Origin of the sequence: Paraglaciecola marina, from assembly GCF_004360155.1 — a bacterium.
GTDB classification, from domain to species: Bacteria; Pseudomonadota; Gammaproteobacteria; order Enterobacterales; family Alteromonadaceae; genus Paraglaciecola; species Paraglaciecola marina.
On sequence record NZ_ML178721.1, the window covers coordinates 268,485 to 287,634 of the forward strand.

Sequence of the window (19,150 nt, forward strand, 5' to 3'; positions counted from 1 at the left end):
GCTGTTGCTCTACTTGCTCGCTTTCATGCTCACTCATCGTTTATTCCCCGTTTGTTCGTCTTAATAGGGCTGTGACCATAGGTACGAGGTCGGGTGTAATAGTCAATAAGTGGCACAGCCATATTCATTATTAATACGGCAAAAGCGACAGCATCTGGGTAACCGCCCCAAGTGCGAATAACGTAAACCCAAAAGCCAATTGCGGCCCCAAATACCAATCTACCTTTATTGGTAGTGCAGGCTGATACCGGGTCTGTGGCAATAAAAAACGCACCTATAATGATGCTGCCATTTAATAGATGGAATATACCTGAGGGGTAAACATCAGAGTCAGCTATAGACATAATAATTGCGCAAACTACAGTAGTGGTCAGCATTCCTACAGGGATGTGCCAGTTGATGACTTTTTGCTTGATAAGATATAAACCGCCTAATAAATACCCTAGACTTATCCAGCTAGACGCCACACCTATGCCGGGTACTAAGCTATCAAAAATTGGTAACTCTATACTTTCTGAGTAGGTTAGGTTCTGTGCTATGGCTGTTTTTGCTGTATCTAATGGCGTTGCCATGGTGACACCATCATAATCAGTTTTTAATTGCGCAATGCTAAAACCATCCACACTAAAGCCAGTAAAAATAACATACAAGGCATCATTAAAGTTATGACTGTATTGTGCCAACCCTGCAGGTGGAAGCCACTGAGTCATTTGTACAGGAAACGAAATAAGCAACATTACGTAGCCAGCCATCGCGGGATTAAATACATTAAACCCTAGGCCTCCATATAGCTGTTTTACTATGGCGATAGCAAAAAAACTGCCTAAAACTACTATCCACCAAGGTGCAAAAGGGGGGATACTAATCGCCAACAGCACGGCTGTTAATATTGCACTGTAGTCTTTAATTGCACTTTCAAAATCTTTCTTACGTAACTCCAAAATGGCTGCTTCTGTCACCACTACTGTAATAATGGCTAACATTACTTGAACTAGCGTGCCCCATCCAAAGAACCACGTTTGTAATAATACTCCGGGTAACAAGGCTAAGATAACCATTCGCATTACCTGCCCGGTGTTTCTGCGGACATGTTGGTGCGGAGAGCTGGCTAATTTAAAATTCATGATTTATCGTCTTCTGTTTTCTGTGAAGCATCTTTTGCGGCCTTTTTTGCTTTTGCTTTTGCCACAGCTGCTGCAATTCTTTGCTTTTTCTGATCTAGCCCTTGTGACTCTTTATTGTCTTTATCTAGGGACTGAAGCGTATCTTGTTTAGTCGTTACGTCATCCGCTATTACTTGGTCTGAATTGGCGGCAAGTTTTTTAGCTTTGGCTTTAGCCACAGCGGCGGCTACACGCTGTTTTTTCAGTGCTAAATTTTCAGCTTGGATATCGTCTGATTGTGTCTCTTTAGTATTTTTTTCTACAGCACTATTAGCGTTATCAGGGTACCCAATGCTATTTTCGGCTTCTTTTTCTTCTCGTTGTTGAGCTAGCTTTTTAGCTTTTGCTTTAGCGATAGCTGCGGCTACCTTGGCTTTTTTATCTATTGCCGGTTTGTCTTTATTGTCTAACGTGTCGGCTACGTCTGCATCTTGAAGCATTACTTTAGAATCAGCTGAATCGGTATCACTGATTTCAGTGGGCTCTAAATTAGCTGTTTTTGACTCAGTTTGCTGTAGCGCTTTTTGTGCCGCTTCTTTTTTAGCCTTGGCTCTGGCAATGGCTGCTTGGACTCTTTCGTTAGAACTAGCTTTGGTGCCACTATTCTCGTTAGCTTTGTGGGGGGCTATAGACTCATCAGCATTACTCATACCCTTAGCTGTAGCTTCTTTTTTGGCTTTGGCTCTTGCTAAAGCAGCTGCAATTTTATCTTTTGCAGTATTACCACTATCAGACATTGCTTGTTTTCGGGCTTCTGCCGCTAAGCGATGTTTTTCATCTCTCGCTTCTTGTTCTGCTATTAATCTGGCTGCTCGTTTTTCAAAGCGCTCTCTTGCTTTGTCTGCTTTGACTTTTTCGTCTTGTTCTAACTTAATCTCAGATTTAGCTACTCGATAATAATGAACAAGAGGAATATCACTTGGGCAAACATAGGCACATGCACCACATTCAATACAATCAAATAAATTGTAATCTTGAGCTTTGTCTAATTCTTTTCCTTTAGCATGCCAAAATAACTGTTGTGGGAGTAAATTAGCAGGACACACATCAGCGCAAGCGCCACATCTTATACAGGCTTGCTCTTTTCGTGTTTGGCTTTCTTTGGCGTCGGGTAACAGAATACAGTTTGTGGTTTTAACTACAGGTACACTTTCATCCGTGATGCTAAAACCCATCATAGGACCACCCATGATGGCTTGGGGTTGTTTTTGAGCTTTACTATTGTAATTTGCTTCATTAAATAAATGTGAAACAGGGGTGCCAATCGGGGCCCAAAAGTTTCCAGGTGTTTCGACTGCTCCACCAGTTACCGTTACAACTCTTTGCACTAAGGGCTTTCCTGAAAATATCGCATCAGAAACCGCAAAACAAGTACCTACATTATGCATGATAACGCCAACATCAATAGGTAAACCCTTAGCCGGTACTTCCCTGTTGGTTAATACTTGAATCAGTTGTTTCTCGCCACCTGCAGGATATTTTGTTGGAATATCAACTACTTGGTAGTTGGAATTTTCCTTGCAGGCCACTTCCATGGCTTCTATCGCTTCGGGTTTATTTTTTTCAATAGCGATAACAACACACTTCGGATTTAGCAAGTGACATAATACGTCTATACCCTGTCTAATCTGCCACGCATGTTCACGCATTAATCTATCATCTGACGTAATGTAAGGTTCACACTCAACGCCGTTAATAATTAAAAATTCTACCTGTTTTGTTGTGCCTATTTTGATATGGGTTGGAAATCCTGCTCCTCCCATGCCGCTGATCCCCGCATTACAGATAGCACCTATTACGTCCATCTTGGACTGTTTTTGATAATCAACCATGGGAGTGAGGGGGAGCCATCTATCTTGTTGATCTGTTTCTATTTTAATAGTTAGTTCTGGTAAGCCAGAAGGATGGGCTGAAACATGCTCGCCTATCGATAGTATTTTTCCTGAGCTTGGGGCGTGTATTGGTACTGCAAAAGGGTTGCTACTTTGGGTAAGTGGCTCGCCTTTTAATACAGCTTGCCCCTCAGAAACAATCACCTGGCCTTCTACACCTATATGTTGTTTTACCGGTACATATAAATATTTTGATAAGGGTAACTGTGCAATTAGGTTTTGATTTGATAATGTTTTTTGCTCAGCAGGAAATACTCCACCGTGGAAATCCCACAGCTCGTTGTTCTCTAGCTTCTTAACAATGTCATCAAAGTTATTGTCCATACTTGTGCTTACTTCACCTGTTTAATGGGTATGCTTTTATCTATATCCCAGCGCCAACTCGCAGTGCTTTGCGGTACGGGAACCATATCAATACAGTCAACAGGGCAGGGCGCCACACATAAATCGCAGCCAGTACACTCATCAGTTATGACTGTATGCATTTGTTTAGCAGCACCTAAAATAGCATCCACAGGGCAAGCTTGAATACACTTAGTACACCCAATACATTCAGCCTCACGAATAAAGGCTACTTTTTTGACATCTTCTGTACCATGGGCCGCATCTAAGGATTTAGCTTCAACTCCCATCAAGTCAGCGAGCTTTTTTATAGTCGCTTCGCCACCTGGAGGGCATTTGTTAATGTCATCACCGTTTGCAATAGCTTCTGCATAGGGTTTACATCCTGGGTAACCACATTGCCCACATTGGGTTTGTGGTAGAATTTCATCTATTTGTTCAACTAAAGGGTCGCCTTGTACTTTGAATTTTACAGCGGCAAAGCCCAATACCAAACCAAATATTAGGGCTAAGACCCCAATGGCGCATAATGCGGTAAATATTGCGAAACTTAATGACATTAAAATTTCACCAAGCCAGTAAAGCCCATAAATGCTAATGACATTAAACCAGCTGTAACCATACCAATAGATGCGCCTTTAAAGGGTTTTGGAACGTCAGCTATCGCTAATCTTTCACGCATAGCTGAGAATAAAATGAGAACCAAAGAAAAACCTAATGCTGCACCAAAACCATAAATAATAGATTCTACAAAGTTGTGGTCGTGATTGATATTAAGTAAGGCTACGCCGAGCACCGCGCAATTTGTAGTTATTAAAGGCAAAAATATTCCAAGTAGACGATACAAGGTGGGACTAGTTTTATGAACTACCATTTCTGTAAATTGTACCACTACAGCAATAACAAGAATAAAACTTAAGGTGCGTAAATAACCCAAACCCAAGGGCAATAAAATATAATGCTCGACTAAATAGCTAGATAAAGAGGCAAGGGTGAGAACAAATGTTGTCGCCATGGACATACCAATAGCCGTTTCTAGCTTTCCTGACACTCCCATAAATGGGCATAAACCAAGAAACTGTACTAATACAAAGTTATTGACTAAAACGGTGCCGATTAAAAGTAGTAAAAATTCACTCATCTTAAGTGGTATGTGCCTGAGGTTGTTATAGGGTACTCATTATCTTTATTTCAGAGCCTATTAACAACTTGATATTCAAATGTTTACTGGGAAAAGTTGAATAGTGGAAGAAAATCTTAAAATCATAAGAATAAAGAAGGTTGTGATTACATAATAGAAGCTTGAATTGGCTCCCCCTCCCCGACTCGAACGGGGGACCTGCGGATTAACAGTCCGTCGCTCTAACCAGCTGAGCTAAGGGGGAATTCAATTTGTGTTGAATATGAATTATCAAATTCATTGTCTGCAGCGATATTGGCTCCCCCTCCCCGACTCGAACGGGGGACCTGCGGATTAACAGTCCGTCGCTCTAACCAGCTGAGCTAAGGGGGAACATCTATCGTCACTTCAAAACAGAAGATTTAGTAAATCAAGCTNCATCTATCGTCACTTCAAAACAGAAGATTTAGTAAATCAAGCTGCTTTTCAACGGTGGCGAATCTTAATGAGCATACTGCTCCCTGTCAATACTCGTCGGCAAGTATTTTAATGTTTTTAATGAATTAATTTTTTATGGCAAAATCATTGTTTTATTTTTGTGCAAATTGTTCAAATTCTATGTGTTTTTACTTAAAGATCGTTTTTATGTTTTGTTATAGCTTTTTGTTATTAATAATGTGTTGAGTACTGTTTTTAATTACAGTGTTTAACGAAACTGTAACCTTTGAAGGCCTTGCAAAAGGTTAGTGGTTACCAACGTAAAGTCGGAGGGGATCTATCTTCACCCAGCGTAATATAAAGCGCCTAGGCAGTTATCCACTTAACCTGTGGATAAGGTTGTGCATTAAATTGTAACTTAATAAAATTTGAACACGATTTCATTGTCAATAGGTCAAATTAAAAAGATCATAAATTTTTTAAAATTACTTTAATATCAATTGCTTATGCGTATTTTACGCGATTGCGTTAATAAAAAATAAATTTTATATTTTTATTTACAATTTCTTGTGTGTTGTTTTTAAAGAAAAAAATAAAAGTTGCCTCATATTTGTTTTTTTAAATTTAAAACTAAGGGTTTATTTTCTTTATGCTTTGTACTAGACCGCTGTCACACAAATGTAATAACGGAAAAGCGTCAAAATTTAGACTAAAGTATGTCTTTTATTTGATACACTTGTAAATATTGTTTTTGTTAACAATATAACAACATTTTTAACTTGGAAAATAGCCAATAACTCAACCAAAATCGCGTATTATTGAGCTGAATTATTATAATGCGCTGTCTTTAGGCAGGTTTGAAATTTAACTAGCCATTTTTATGTCATATGCTTGACCCAATCTTTAGTTCTATTTCCACGCAAAACTTAATCAAATATAGTGAGTATTTTTAGTCTTGAAAACAAAAGCTAAGCAGTCCCCAGATTTGTTGAATAACAATATTGCAGTGACGATTCGAAAAATGACTACTCCAATGATCATCGGAATGGTCGTTATGATGACCTTTGGTTTAGTTGATACGTTTTTTATCGGTATGCTGGGCACTCAGGAACTCGCTGCTATTAGTTTTACATTTCCGGTCACCTTTACCGTAATTAGCTTAAATATTGGATTAGGGATTGGCACTTCTGCCGTTATTGCAAAATTATTAGGAGCAAGAAAACAAACCCAAGCAAAAGAAACGGCTACAGGTGCATTGATGTTGACAATGTTGATGGCAGTTGTGCTGGCCGTCCTCGGTGTATTCACAATCGACCCTATTTTCAAATTGATGGGGGCAGATGAAGCACTATTGATATTTATTCGTGAGTATATGGTGATTTGGTATGGTGCTGGTGTCTTTTTGTCTATGCCTATGGTGGGTAACAGTGTATTACGGGCTGCTGGAGATACCAAAACACCCAGCATTGTCATGGCCACAAGTGGTGTCATTAACGTTATTTTAGATCCACTTTTAATTTTTGGCTTGGGTCCAATACCGGGAATGGGAATTCAAGGAGCCGCTCTGGCAACACTTATCGCTTGGGGACTAGCGGTTATTTATATATTCTATATTTTGGCGATACAGCGGCAGTTAATAGAGCCTAGGCTGCTTAATTGGCAAGAATTAAAGCGTAGCTCAGGTGGTATCTTAAAAATAGGTTTGCCAGCGGCGGGGGCAAATATGCTAACACCGATCTCAACGGGAATAGTTACGGCTATTATTGCAGGTTACGGGCCTTCTGCGGTGGCTGCTTGGGGAGTAGGTGGTCGGTTAGAGTCAATAGCATCCATAGTGGTGTTGTCTTTATCTATGTCATTACCTCCTTTTATTAGTCAAAACTTAGGGGCAAATAAGTTAGAGAGAGTGAGCGAAGCTTTTTCGGTTTGTGCTAAATTTGTTTTGGTTTGGCAAGGCATTATTTTTATTATTGTTGCGTTATCGTCTAAGTTCATCGCTGGTATTTTTACAGATGAGCCTGATGTAGTAAAAATCATTGTGTTATTTTTAGTTATTGTACCTATTGGATATGGTTTCCAAGGGCTCACCATTTTAGCGAATTCATCTTTTAACGCTATGCATATGCCAATGGCAGCTTTATCTCTAAATATTATAAGGCTTTTTGTTTTTATTGTGCCCTTTGCATTTATTGGTAGTCACTACTTTGAGTTAGTGGGGCTGTTCTGGGGGTCGGTTGCAGCAAATGTAATGGTTGGATGTATTGCATTTATTTGGTTTAAAAAAGTGTTAAAAACACATTTGGCAGTTGAAGATATGAAGAAAGAGTTGGTATGAGCAGAGCATTTGAAATTTCGTCAGAGTATTCACCAGCAGGGGATCAACCCTCCGCAATAAAAGCATTAGTTGAAGGCTTAGAAGATGGACTTGCTAGGCAAATTTTACTAGGGGTAACAGGCTCTGGTAAAACTTTCACTATGGCCAATGTCATCTCTAAAGTGCAACGGCCTACTTTAATCTTGGCTCACAATAAAACCTTAGCTGCGCAATTATACGGTGAGATGAAAGAGTTTTTCCCAAACAATGCGGTGGAATACTTCGTATCTTATTACGATTACTATCAACCAGAAGCTTACGTTCCTTCTAGTGATACCTTTATAGAAAAAGATGCATCTATTAATGAACATATTGAACAAATGCGTTTGTCTGCCACAAAGTCTTTAATGGAAAGGCGAGACGTTATTATTGTATCTAGTGTATCTGCTATTTATGGTTTGGGTGATCCTGAGTCTTATATGAAAATGTTAGTGCATTTTCGTCAAGGGGATATCATGAACCAAAGGGATATCTTGAGGCGCCTAGCTGAAATCCAATATACCCGCAATGATGTGGCTTTTGAGCGCGGTACTTTTCGAGTACGAGGTGATGTGATTGATGTATTTCCAGCCGATTCTGAACGCCATGGTATCCGCGTAGAGTTATTTGATGAAGAAATTGAACGGATCAGTATCTTTGATCCTTTAACCGGGGCCGTGGAGAAAACCGTTACACGTGCCACCGTTTTCCCAAAAACCCATTACGTGACACCCAGAGAAAAGATTTTAGATGCCATTAAACATATTAAAGTTGAGCTGAAAGAGCGCCAAGAGCAGTTGAAGTCAGTCAATAAGTTAGTAGAAGAACAAAGGGTATCGCAGCGTTGTCAATTTGATATAGAAATGATGCAAGAGTTAGGTTATTGCTCTGGGATTGAAAACTATTCGCGGTATTTGTCTGGTCGTAATCCCGGGGATCCGCCTCCAACATTAATAGACTATTTTCCAGCGGATGGTTTGATGTTTATTGATGAGTCTCACGTTACGGTTTCTCAAATTGGGGCTATGTATAAAGGTGATCGTTCCCGAAAAGAAACCTTAGTAGAATATGGGTTTCGATTGCCTTCAGCTCTAGATAATCGACCATTAAAATTTGAAGAGTTTGAACAGATTACCCCGCAAACTATTTATGTTTCAGCTACACCAGGTAAGTTTGAATTAGCTGCAGCTCCTGACGACATAGTAGAACAAGTGGTTCGTCCTACAGGTTTAATTGATCCTGAAATAGAAATCCGTCCGGTTGCCACCCAAGTTGATGACTTGTTATCTGAAATTCATATCTGTGTTGCAAAGAATGAGCGGGTATTGGTTACAACCTTAACCAAGCGTATGGCTGAAGACCTCAGTGATTATCTTGATGAACATGGCGTTAAAGTGCGTTATCTACACTCAGATATCGACACTGTTGAGCGAATTGAAATTATAAGAGACTTGCGGATTGGTAAGTTTGATGTGCTAGTGGGTATTAACTTACTTCGAGAAGGTTTAGATATGCCCGAAGTATCTTTAGTTGCCATACTTGATGCAGATAAAGAGGGATTTTTACGGTCAGATAAATCTCTTATTCAAACTATGGGAAGGGCGGCAAGGCATATAAATGGTCGAGCTATTTTATACGGTGATAGAATTACCGGTTCGATGCAACGGGCCATTGATGTAACAGATGCAAGGCGTGAAAAACAAATTGCCCATAACGTGGCAAATGGTATTACCCCCAAACAATTAAATAAACCTATTACCGACATTATGGATTTAGGGGATGGTACATCTGATAATAAAGTGAAACTTAGGTTGGTGGCCGAAAGCTCTAAGAAGTATCAAGCTTTAAGTACGCCACAGATTTTGCAGAAAATTACTGAATTAGAAAAAGTAATGTTTAAGGCCGCAAAAGAGTTAGAATTCGAAAAAGCGGCGAATTTAAGGGATGAAATTGAAGCATATCGGGCCCAGATTGTAAAAAATTCTTAATTTTTTAAAACCTCCCCAAGCTAAGCAATTCGTGGCTTGAGTAAGATTTTGGGCGCTTTAAAATTGGTGTGATTAGATATTATGCTAAAATTTACGTTGTAATCCTCTCGGGCCTTTTTTAATATGGTTATTAGTATCAATAAACATACCTATATATGGATGCGCCATGTTAAACCGTCTTCAAGAATCGGATATCAAATTATTACGAGTTTTTTATGCTGTAGCTTCATGCAATGGCTTTACTGCAGCAGAACCAGTGCTTCGTATGCAGCGCCCTAATATTAGTGCTGCAATTAAAAAGTTAGAAGAGCGTTTAGATTTAGTTTTGTGTCACCGTGGCCGCGGTGGCTTTCAAATGACAAAAGAAGGCGAAGTCGTTTTCCAAGAAACCAAACGTATCTTCAACTCTTTTGATAACTTTGTGTTTAACTTAAAAAGTCTACATGATGATTATTCTGGTCACATTACTTTAGTGATGATGGCTGGGTTACCTCTGTCATATCATTTAGCCGTCAGTAAGTCTGTTAAAAGTACCATGAAAAAGTTTAATGATATTCATGTCAATATACAGACACGATTATATAACGAAGTTGAACATGTTGCTCTATCTGGAGAATGCCACCTTGTATTATCAACTTACGATATGGTTAAACCTGAGTCTGTCACTTTCCATCCTATAGAGATAGCATGTAAAGGACGTTTATATTGTGCGCCATCTCACCCTCTAGCAAAGTACAAAGACGGTTTACCAGCTAGTATTAATATTAGTGATTATCCTGCTATAGGTATTTCTGGCTTGTCATCTGCCAATTATATTTGTGATGATATACGCATGGGTATTCAAACATTCTCTGATTCTTTTGATGCGTGTTTATCAGCCATTATGACAGGTGAATATGTCGGCTTGTTACCGGACTATATGTTAACTAACCAAGCGGCTGGTTTAGGACTAGTACCAGTGGGTGGCAGCATGTTTGAATTTAGCCATGATTTGTTTGTGATGAACGGTAAAAACACCCGTTTAAATCCAGTCCTCAGGCATTTGATTAAAGAAATCTCCTACTTTATTCAACAAGTCTAATTCATTTTTACCCTTGTAAAATCAGTAGGATATCCAAGGCCATTGGTGTTCTACTGTTAATCCCTTATTAAATACTCCTGTTGTTAGTTATTTTAAGCATCAAATATAAATAACTGAAGTGAATCTTGACTATTTTAAGCACTACATGCCCATAAATTTCAGTATACTCATTGACTTACCTCATAATACTAAGGAACCAATGTGCGAATTAAGTCGCCTGACAATATCTTGTCGTTAGATAATATTTTACCTGAAGAACCACTATTAATGATGGGGGCGGGACCTGTGCCTATTCCTGCCAGAGTTGCGGCTGCTAATGGTATTGTTATCAATCACCTAGGCGATACGATGGCGCAAATTATCGAGCAAGTTAAACTGATGTCTCGATATGTTTTTCAAACTGAAACTGGGCACATTTTAGGTGTCGCAGGTCCAGGTTCAGCAGCAATGGAAATGGCCGTGGCAAACTTGGTCGTACCAGGTAGTAAAGTGTTAAGCGTGTGTAATGGCTTTTTTAGCGGCCGTTTAGCTGAAATGGCAGAGCGTGTTGAAGCTGATGTTGTGCGTTTAGTCGTAGAAGAAGGCCAAAGTGCAGACCCTGAAGTCGTTGCTGATTATATTGAAAAGCACCAGCCTCAAGTATTGACCATAGTCCAAGGTGAAACCTCGAGTACAGTATGTAATTCTGAGTTGGCAGCAATAGCCGCTGCTGCGAAAGAGCGCAATTGCTTAGTGATTGTTGATGCCGTGTGTACTTTAAGTACCATGGAGTTCGATATGGACGCTTGGGGAATAGACGCGGTTATTACTGGAGGGCAAAAAGGTTTGTCGTGCATACCTGGGGTGTCACTCATTGGGTTTTCAAATAAAGCGTGGGAGCATATCCAGTCTCGTTCAGATCAATTACGTCATTGGTGTTTAGATGCTAAGTTGGCTGACCAGTTTTGGTATAAAAAGTCTTATCACTATACCGCACCCGTATCAGGCATTTTGGCCATCCATGAAGCATTACGTTTAGTTTGCACTGAGACTCTAAAAAGTAGATTTGATAGACATCAACGCAGTTCATTAGCCTTGCAGGTTGGTATAGAAGCTATGGGATTAGATTTATATGTTAAACCTACTGCCAGACTCAACTCAGTGGTTGGGATCTCTGTGCCAAATGGGATAGATGCAAAGCAGCTATTAAGTACTATGTCTAACCGGTACAAGGTCGAAATATCAGGTTCTTTTGGTGCAAATATAGTGCGTATTGGGCAAATGGGAGAGCAGTGTAGGGCCCATAATTTGTTTCGAACCCTACACGCTTTTGGTACCAGTTTTAATGCCCTTGGTCACAAACTCGATGTGCCTGCTGGCATGGCTGCTTTAGAAAGCTCATTAGATAAAAGTGGCTTTGAGGATCACATATGATTGTTGAGGTAGGCCACTAAATTTTTTCCTGCCTGACTAATATGTTGTTTTAGAATTTGTTGGGCTTGGCCTAGTTGTTTTTTCTGCAAGGCATTTAATAATTGATAATGTTCTTTTTGACTGTTTTTTTGATAGTTTAATTCCATATTTTGAAAGCCAATATATCTAGAACATAATTGATGTAAGTTGTTTATATTATTAAAAAGTGTGGGCCTGTTTGCTGCTTGATACAAGACTCCATGAAACTGCCAATTCAATTCACCATGGGTTTGTATTGTGAGCCCCGGCTGCTCCAATTGCTCTAATATGTCGGTCGCTTTGCCAATTATTTGATGATTGAGATGGGTCATTGCGTAGCCCAAGATAAGAGGCTCTAAGTCGCTACGCATCAGATATAAGTCTTCAGCTTCAGTGGCGTTTAGTGGATTAACCATGGCCCCTCGTTTACCACTAGTAATAAGCCAGCCTTCATTTTTTAATCGTTGTAATACATCTCGTATGGGAATTCGACTTACCCCATATTGATTTGATAGTTGCTCTTGCTTTAGGGGGGTGCCAAGGGGCAGCTTATTGTCTCTAATATCTTGCTTCATCTGTATATAGAGAGTCTCTGCAGGTTGTTTAGATATCATCTGATTATCCTTTTTTACTCAAGCCTAAGGCACCCAAGCCGATCAATATTCCCCAGAATGCCGATGCAACATCAAAAAAAGATACCCCAGACGCCGTCACTAAAAATGTGATGAGTGCGGCATCTCGATACTCGGGTGCTTGAAATGTCCCATGCAAACTGGCACTGATTGTACTAAGTAATGCTAAACCGGCTAATGCAGAAATCATGGCTGTCGGAAACGCCGCAAATAGGCTAACAACAGTGACACCGAAAACACCAAACAAAATATTAAACAGGCCAGCAAATACCCCTGCAATATAACGTTTTTCTGGGTTTGGATGGGATTCAGAGCTGGCACAAATGGCAGCCGTTATTGCTGCTAGGTTTAAAGAAAAAGCCCCAAAAGGTGCAAATACTATATTAAGTAAACCCGTCCAACTAAGGATCGGTGATATGGGTGTTTGTTCATAATTAGCAGAGCGCAATATAGCAACACCAGGCATATTTTGTGATGTCATAGTGACAATGAATAAGGGGATCCCAACACCTATTAGTAAGCTTAAATTAAAGTTGGGAGTGGTCCAAATTGGAGTAGAAAGCCCCCATGTTACTTGATTCAAATCGACTAAATTCAAAGTGTAGGCACACATAAAGCCACTTAAAAGCACCGCTAGAATCGCATACCTGGGCAACCATCTTTTAGCAATGAATAAGGTGATGATCATTACCCCTACCATAAGCGGTTCGGCTTGCAAGGATACAAATGTATTTAGACCAAATTGCACTAAAATACCCGCTAGCATTGCCGAAGCTAGTGGCATAGGGACACGTTTAGTCAGCGCGTCAAACCAACCAGAAAGGCCAGTCAACAAGGTTAAGGCGCCAACAAAAACAAAAATACCCAATGATTCGGAAATAGTTGTTCCCGTTAAACTGCTCGCTAATAATGCCGCTCCCGGAGTAGACCACGCAATAATAATAGGGCGCTTGTAATATAAGGATAGCCCTAAGCAGGCTAGACCCATACTGATACCTAAAGCCCATATCCAAGAATTTATCATTGCTTGGCTTGCACCGGCGGCAACCGCTGCTGTATATACAATAACCCAAGCACTTGCGTAGCCCACTAACACAGCGACAAAACCAGCAGTAATAGCTGATAAACTTACATCTGAGGTGAATTGCTTAACTTTCAATTTTTGTATTCTTTTTATAAAATGTATACAAAATTTATCATGTTTTTATCCATGCTCATAGTGAAAAAATAAGAGTTAGGGGTTTATGCAAAGTTTTGAGAAGTTACCAAGTCTTGCAACTAAAGTGTTTAATCAAGTTCCTAATGAACTAAAAAATACAACTTAGTTGTCACGCCGTGAGGCGGATTGTTGCGGGCCAGTTTTATATAGGAAAAAAAGTTATGAGAACATTAAGGACTAATACGCTAGTTAACTTAGTCTCGGCCATGGTGTTACTAGGTAAGCCTCTATCAGTATGGGCCCATGCTGATGCTGCTGGTATCAGTAAGGATGCATTAGTGAGCGAACCCCAAATTGTAAGTTGTGAACTTGAAAATGGTGACGTCAGTAAGTGTATTAAGTATATCGTCAAGTATTTACCAGACAATTTAAGCATAGGACCATTTTGCCCCCAAACGACCGCAGAAAAAGGAGGAGTTTGGCATTGGGATGGAGATGAAACCGGCCTGTATCGTATTGGTGGAGCTTTCTTGAATATGCTAAGTGAGCAAGGTTATACTTTTTTTGATGAAAAAGGAGAGGTCTTCATCACTGATGTGCGTACCACACAACCTGCTAGTGAAAATACGTGCCTACAAGCCTCTGTAGATACGTCAGTCGAAATGACAGTATTGTTACCTAGAATACCTATAAAAAGCGAAAAACTTACAAAGCTTGGAACCGTTGCTAAAGTAGGGCTTGCCTTAGATGGTGTGCCGATTTTTGCTGATGCTCCATCTGTTTTAGATACTGGACACATGCCTGCATTGGATACTTGTGGTGGTCATGTAGACCCAGGCGGCTGGTACCATTGGCATGCAACCTCTACAGATATTAATAGTGTATTTAAACGTAATGCTGTGGATGCAGAGTGTTCCTTAGAGCAAAATGCAAATGCCATGTTTGCCTATGCTTTTGATGGTTATCCTATTTATGGAAACATTGATTACGATGGTAGAATTCCGACGGACCTAGATACCTGCAATGGCCATCTTGGCCCGACGCCAGATAGTGCTGAGCCCATTTATCATTACCATGCTTCAGCTACTTTTCCTAACCTGCCAACTTGCTTGAGTGGTGTGGTAGCTAAAAACAACTTCTCAACTAATGCGGCACAAGGTATTGGTGCAGAGGGAGGAAAAGGTCCCAGGCGTGGTGGCCCCGGACATAAAGGGGGAACACCTCCAGGTTTTGAGCAAGCTGCGAACAAACTGGGTATAACCGCAAGTGAACTTTTTAAAGTGGTTAAGAAAAACGGGGGCAGAAAGCTTAATATAAGTGCTGCGGCTAAAGAATTAGGTATCAGTGAAGCTGCATTAAAAGCGGCACTACCTCAACCACCTAGATAAGATTCTTTGCTGCTAGGAATCTAATGTAGTTTGGTATCTAGCAAATAAACAAGTTTAAATCTCCTTTAAACCGTGGCTAAAATGGTTATATCAATACAAGGTAAAAGATAAATTCAATGGCAACTCATATCTTATTTCGAGGACCACAAGACCGTAATGATTGTTGGCGCGCAATGTTCGCAGATGCTTTACCTAATTTAGTATGGCAACACTGGCCTAATGCAACAGACAAGGGCGCTATCGAATTGATGATCGTTTGGAAACTACCAAGAGACTATCAGCAAGATTACCCCAACTTAAGAGTGATTTTTTCAGTAGGCGCCGGTGTCGATCAGCTTAACCTAGATACAGTGCCAGAGCACATTAAAGTGGTGCGTATGCTTGACCCAGGCATAGCCAAAGGCATGGCGGAGTTTATCGCGCTGCATGTGCTCAATATTCACCGTGATACCTTCCATTACATAAATGCAAATAAAACGGCTACTTGGAAGCAACTGCCTACAAAGGCTACTTCACAAAGGCGGGTGGGGATACTGGGGTTAGGTACCTTGGGGCAAGTTGCAGCTAATAGTTTATTAGCCCTAGGCTTTAGTGTTAATGGCTGGAGTCGCAGCGCTAAGCAGCTAAAGGGTGTCAGGTGTTTTAGTGGTATGGAGCAACTTGAAGAGTTTTTATCTCAAACTGATGTGCTCGTAAGCTTGTTGCCCTTAACCATACACACTCAGGGGATCCTCAATAACAAGACCTTAAGTCAATTACCTCAAGGGGCCAGTATTATCAATGTGGGGCGCGGTGAGCAATTAGTTTCCCAAGACCTGCTCACGTTACTTGATAAAGGGCATTTGAGCTTTGCGGTATTAGATGTGTTTGATACCGAGCCCTTACCTGATTCAAATAGGTTGTGGCAACACCCTAATGTGATAGTTACCCCTCATATTGCCGCTATTACCCAAGATGAAAGTGCTGGTAAGGTGCTAGTAGAAAATGTACAGCGGTATGCCAAAGGCCAAGCCATGATTGGCACAGTGGATAGAGCCGTAGGATACTGAACTAAGAGATTGTCTTATGACTGGTCACTTAATAACTGAGTCACTTGTTTGGTAGCGCCAAATTCAAAACAAAATTTACTATTTCCAGAATGCTTGATGAAGCGCGGCTATTTCAGGTACGACTTGGTCTATAGGGCCCCAAACACGGATTGCCTTTTGACCTTTTGAAAAGACATATCTGCTAGGGACATCAAGTGTTGGGTTTTGCTCGTGATTACCTGTAAAATCAAGTAATTGACGCTCCGACATGCCATAAACTAGCCTACCTATATTCGCCCAATACTGTGTGCCTGCGCACATAACACAGGGCTCGGCTGTAGAGTAGAGGGTCATACCCCACAATTGCTCAGGGCTAAATTTCTCGGCGGCACGTTGTGCTAGGGTAGACTCTGCATGAGCCACAGAGCTTACATTTCCTTGCTCAAGCACAACCGTTTCATTATCTGCATCAACCAAGACAGCTCCGAAAGGATGGTGACCACTTTGAACTGCTTTATTTGCAACATCATTTGCTCTTCGTAAGTGTTTAACCATCTGTTTAAGAGCGGGATCTTGACCCGGAGGGTGTTGTAAACTTGGGTTTGATAGTGTTTCTTCAAGCTTGGCATCATCAGCTTTTGATCCTTTCGCAAAACCTAGGGGAGTAAGACCTAAACCTGCAACAGAAAAACCAAGATATTGCATTACTTTTCTACGATTTAATGTGTTACTCATGATTTGCCCTTCAAGTTAATCAACGACTGTGTGGATTAATAGGCAGCACGAAAGATGCCAAGAGTTAACTATTGTGGGCAGCGTTGTTGAGCGCTCTATATTAATTGATAATTAACAGTGAAGGCTCTTTACCAAAGCATGTTTAACCTTTGATTTAGGCATTTGGTGCTGATTGTTCCGGTGCGGAATCAATTGATTTGCACGAATTTTGTGCGAGCTTAATTTAAAGAGGACTTGTGACTTTTATTGGCTTTCTTAAGCAAATAATAAAAGATTTGCTTGTTAGTGTGTTTTGCTCGAACACATGCCAAGTTGGCGATTTTATTGGAAAATTAAAGTCGAAGTGAATCCTAGGTATGGCTGCGCAAAACGCAATCGTGCTAGCTCCGCGATAATAAATATTTCCATTACCCTGCTGGAAATCTAAACAGGCTTTGATCATTCATTTAGGGGAGCTGGCTCAGATGTTACTTAAAATCACGTTAACATCTTTTATTCAGGCAACTTAATGGCTCTCTAAGATCAAATCGTGGTCAGCTAAAGGGCTACAGAAAAATTCAAAATATATAAAGTTAATCTACCCAAACCCGATGTGAGGTCAATATTCACATCGGGTTTGGTTATAGAGTTTATCAACAAACCCAAAATTTATAGGTTATAGATGAAGACGACTCTGCTTTTTAAAAATGGATATTACTAGAATCACTGAATCCTACATTCAAATTGCTGGCACTAGAAATATCGATTTCAACAGGGCGCTCGTCTAATTTGAGCCAATATCTTTCCCTAGAACTTTGTAGACTTAGAGCATGCTCTGTGTAGCTGATGTCATGCTCTCTCACCCTATAATCGTTAAAATATTTGTGAGTGTTTAGCGTATGAACTCTTAGTTGGTCATTGACTGTTTTTATACTGAATAAATCTAATTCACGTTCATGATAAAGGTTACAAATATCCTGTGGTGTCGGATCAAAAACCTCAGATTCGCAGACGGCTCTGTCAGCATCTCTATAGCGCCTTATAGACAGTATACCGCTATCTTGCAGCTGCCATAGGATGGGTACAGTGTAGCTTGTTATTTGTTCTGTTCCTGACCGCGTATTGACCTGTAGTCCAGTACCATCCTCATAAAGTTCAATCCAGAATACATCGTTTGGATCATCTAAATAGCTCAAATTAAGTGCATAAATACCGACAATGTTATCTTCCGTCCATGCGCTGATTCGTTTTAAATGCCTTCCAGAATCTGAAATTTTAAAGTTATTAGTCTCTTCTTCAATTAACACTGATGCTATGGGCGTAGTATTGTCTTCGTAACTTAATATGTTTGATTCTATATAACCGTCAATGTAGTCAATAATAAGTTGGCCAATATCTGAGATATACCAAGTTGCCGTTACTTGGTTGTAGGTGGTGTTGCCCTCATAGCTTGCTTGAGGGTAGTTTAAAATGACATCGCCACCCGTGTTGGGCTCACCAGAAAATACTGCATACACATGACCATATGTGACCTCACTATCGTTTAGCGAATTTAGATTATCAGGTGCTTCAATCACCTCTGATAAAATAGGAATACTAAGCGCATATTCCACCCCCATCTCTAACACGCCGGCAGCATCAAGAATACCTGACGATTTTGTTATTGAGTTAATTAATGGAATTGATTCTTCTGTATCGGAGTCATACTCGCCGTTTGGATATTCAATTAGTGTAAAATCAACGACCTTGACCAATAAACTATGTTCAAATTCGCTTACTATGTTCATTTCAGTTGAACTAAGCGTGTAGTCAGCAGTGACATTGCCAACTGCTGGGTCAATTGTGTAATAGTAACTAAAGGTGTCTTCTTCGGCATAGTTAAGAGTAAGGCTTCCACTATCTATGCTCCATGTTAGTTCGCTTTCACCTGAGCCGGTTGCTTGGCGCTCATGGCTAAGTTTTACTCCAGTATTGTCGTTGTTTAAAATCAATTGATATCCGCTCACATAACTGCTGCCATCACTCGAAGCTACGTAAAAAGTACCCACCAACGAAGACTCACCTAAGCTGCTATCAATCAATGTACTATCTTCTAAAATAGCATCTTGCGCTACGGTATAGCTGTCACTGTATTCATCTTTAGCGTAACTAATATAAGAATAGATGGCCTCTTGATCGCTGATAAGTGCGAAGGTATCTGCCACTGTGTCGGGTAAAGCTAAGTCTGGATTGCTACCTGCGTAATCAATCACCAGTTTAATGGCAGTGGCAAATGGTAATATAAGACTGCCATCGATAAGCACCTGAGCTGCTTCTAAAGCTTCTGCAGTGGTTATTTCGCCGTCTGCGGCTAACTCTAAGGCTACAGCAGTTGCTGTAGTGACATTGGTGATATTGGTATTAAATAGTTCGTCTGAAGTA

At 40.3% G+C, this 19,150-nt stretch carries 14 protein-coding genes and 2 tRNA genes; 6 read left to right on the forward strand and 10 right to left on the reverse strand.

Features of this window, described 5'->3' with window-relative positions:
* Nucleotides 1–29 precede the first annotated feature (29 nt).
* The 6 genes from rsxD to EOK74_RS03255 all read right to left on the reverse strand — a co-directional run bounded on the left by rsxD (nt 30) and on the right by EOK74_RS03255 (nt 4,910).
* Nucleotides 30–1,124, reverse strand: coding sequence for an electron transport complex subunit RsxD (gene rsxD, locus EOK74_RS03230; RefSeq protein ID WP_133468465.1), 1,095 nt, complete (start codon nt 1,122–1,124; stop codon nt 30–32).
* Complete coding sequence (gene rsxC, locus EOK74_RS03235; protein WP_133468466.1) at nt 1,121–3,379, reverse strand: electron transport complex subunit RsxC; 2,259 nt, start codon at nt 3,377–3,379, stop codon at nt 1,121–1,123. Before rsxC ends, rsxD begins: the two co-directional genes overlap by 4 nt.
* 8 nt (nt 3,380–3,387) lie before the next feature.
* A complete protein-coding gene (rsxB, locus tag EOK74_RS03240; protein ID WP_133468467.1) occupies nt 3,388–3,957 on the reverse strand; it encodes an electron transport complex subunit RsxB in 570 nt (189 codons plus the stop codon).
* Nucleotides 3,957–4,538 (reverse strand): electron transport complex subunit RsxA, encoded by a 582-nt coding sequence (rsxA, locus tag EOK74_RS03245; protein WP_133468468.1) that lies wholly within the window; start codon nt 4,536–4,538, stop codon nt 3,957–3,959. The genes rsxB and rsxA overlap by 1 nt, the downstream gene beginning before the upstream one ends.
* A gap of 167 nt (nt 4,539–4,705) precedes the next feature.
* Nucleotides 4,706–4,782 (reverse strand) — tRNA-Asn (locus tag EOK74_RS03250).
* A 51-nt stretch (nt 4,783–4,833) separates the two neighbouring features.
* A tRNA-Asn gene (locus EOK74_RS03255) sits at nt 4,834–4,910 on the reverse strand.
* Nucleotides 4,911–5,910: 1,000 nt separating this feature from the next.
* On the opposite strand from EOK74_RS03255, the gene EOK74_RS03260 reads away from it, so the two are divergent.
* The 4 genes from EOK74_RS03260 (at nt 5,911) to EOK74_RS03275 (ending at nt 11,790) form a co-directional block, all read left to right on the forward strand.
* On the forward strand, nt 5,911–7,290 hold the full coding sequence (locus EOK74_RS03260) for an MATE family efflux transporter (protein ID WP_476704075.1): 1,380 nt from the start codon (nt 5,911–5,913) through the stop codon (nt 7,288–7,290).
* Nucleotides 7,287–9,296, forward strand: a complete 2,010-nt coding sequence (gene uvrB, locus EOK74_RS03265) for an excinuclease ABC subunit UvrB (protein WP_133468469.1) — start codon at nt 7,287–7,289, stop codon at nt 9,294–9,296. Before EOK74_RS03260 ends, uvrB begins: the two co-directional genes overlap by 4 nt.
* Before the next feature lie 166 nt (nt 9,297–9,462).
* Complete coding sequence (locus EOK74_RS03270; RefSeq protein WP_133468470.1) at nt 9,463–10,377, forward strand: LysR family transcriptional regulator; 915 nt, start codon at nt 9,463–9,465, stop codon at nt 10,375–10,377.
* A gap of 201 nt (nt 10,378–10,578) precedes the next feature.
* A complete protein-coding gene (locus EOK74_RS03275) occupies nt 10,579–11,790 on the forward strand; it encodes a pyridoxal-phosphate-dependent aminotransferase family protein (RefSeq protein ID WP_133468471.1) in 1,212 nt (403 codons plus the stop codon).
* Here the strand turns inward: EOK74_RS03275 and EOK74_RS03280 are convergent.
* A complete protein-coding gene (locus tag EOK74_RS03280; protein WP_133468472.1) occupies nt 11,781–12,422 on the reverse strand; it encodes a GntR family transcriptional regulator in 642 nt (213 codons plus the stop codon). The two genes, EOK74_RS03275 and EOK74_RS03280, sit on opposite strands and share 10 nt — an antisense overlap.
* 4 nt (nt 12,423–12,426) lie before the next feature.
* Nucleotides 12,427–13,599 carry a benzoate/H(+) symporter BenE family transporter gene (locus EOK74_RS03285; RefSeq protein ID WP_133468473.1) on the reverse strand — a complete coding sequence of 391 codons (1,173 nt, stop codon included), beginning with the start codon at nt 13,597–13,599 and terminating at the stop codon, nt 12,427–12,429.
* A 221-nt stretch (nt 13,600–13,820) separates the two neighbouring features.
* On the opposite strand from EOK74_RS03285, the gene EOK74_RS03290 reads away from it, so the two are divergent.
* Nucleotides 13,821–14,987: a YHYH protein gene (locus EOK74_RS03290; protein ID WP_133468474.1), complete on the forward strand. Its 1,167-nt coding sequence runs from the start codon at nt 13,821–13,823 to the stop codon at nt 14,985–14,987.
* 116 nt (nt 14,988–15,103) lie between these two features.
* Nucleotides 15,104–16,036 (forward strand): 2-hydroxyacid dehydrogenase, encoded by a 933-nt coding sequence (locus tag EOK74_RS03295; RefSeq protein ID WP_133468475.1) that lies wholly within the window; start codon nt 15,104–15,106, stop codon nt 16,034–16,036.
* Between the two features lie 78 nt (nt 16,037–16,114).
* Here EOK74_RS03295 and EOK74_RS03300 read toward each other — a convergent pair whose 3' ends face one another.
* Together EOK74_RS03300 and EOK74_RS20790 are read right to left on the reverse strand one after the other, a co-directional pair.
* Entirely contained in the window at nt 16,115–16,750 is a 636-nt protein-coding gene (locus EOK74_RS03300) for a nucleoside deaminase (protein WP_133468476.1), read from the reverse strand.
* A 680-nt stretch (nt 16,751–17,430) separates the two neighbouring features.
* Nucleotides 17,431–19,150, reverse strand: a 1,720-nt coding sequence (locus EOK74_RS20790) for a hypothetical protein (protein ID WP_166638705.1), incomplete at its 5' end; no start/stop codon positions are given.

Coding starts and splice junctions, on each gene's coding strand:
- uvrB (WP_133468469.1), top strand. CDS start 7,287: ATGAGCAGAGCATTTGAAATTTCGTCAGAGTATTCACCAGCAGGGGAT.
- rsxB (WP_133468467.1), bottom strand. CDS start 3,957: ATGTCATTAAGTTTCGCAATATTTACCGCATTATGCGCCATTGGGGTC.
- EOK74_RS03280 (WP_133468472.1), bottom strand. CDS start 12,422: ATGATATCTAAACAACCTGCAGAGACTCTCTATATACAGATGAAGCAA.
- EOK74_RS03270 (WP_133468470.1), top strand. CDS start 9,463: ATGTTAAACCGTCTTCAAGAATCGGATATCAAATTATTACGAGTTTTT.
- EOK74_RS03300 (WP_133468476.1), bottom strand. CDS start 16,750: ATGAGTAACACATTAAATCGTAGAAAAGTAATGCAATATCTTGGTTTT.
- rsxC (WP_133468466.1), bottom strand. CDS start 3,379: ATGGACAATAACTTTGATGACATTGTTAAGAAGCTAGAGAACAACGAG.
- EOK74_RS03295 (WP_133468475.1), top strand. CDS start 15,104: ATGGCAACTCATATCTTATTTCGAGGACCACAAGACCGTAATGATTGT.
- rsxA (WP_133468468.1), bottom strand. CDS start 4,538: ATGAGTGAATTTTTACTACTTTTAATCGGCACCGTTTTAGTCAATAAC.
- rsxD (WP_133468465.1), bottom strand. CDS start 1,124: ATGAATTTTAAATTAGCCAGCTCTCCGCACCAACATGTCCGCAGAAAC.
- EOK74_RS03290 (WP_133468474.1), top strand. CDS start 13,821: ATGAGAACATTAAGGACTAATACGCTAGTTAACTTAGTCTCGGCCATG.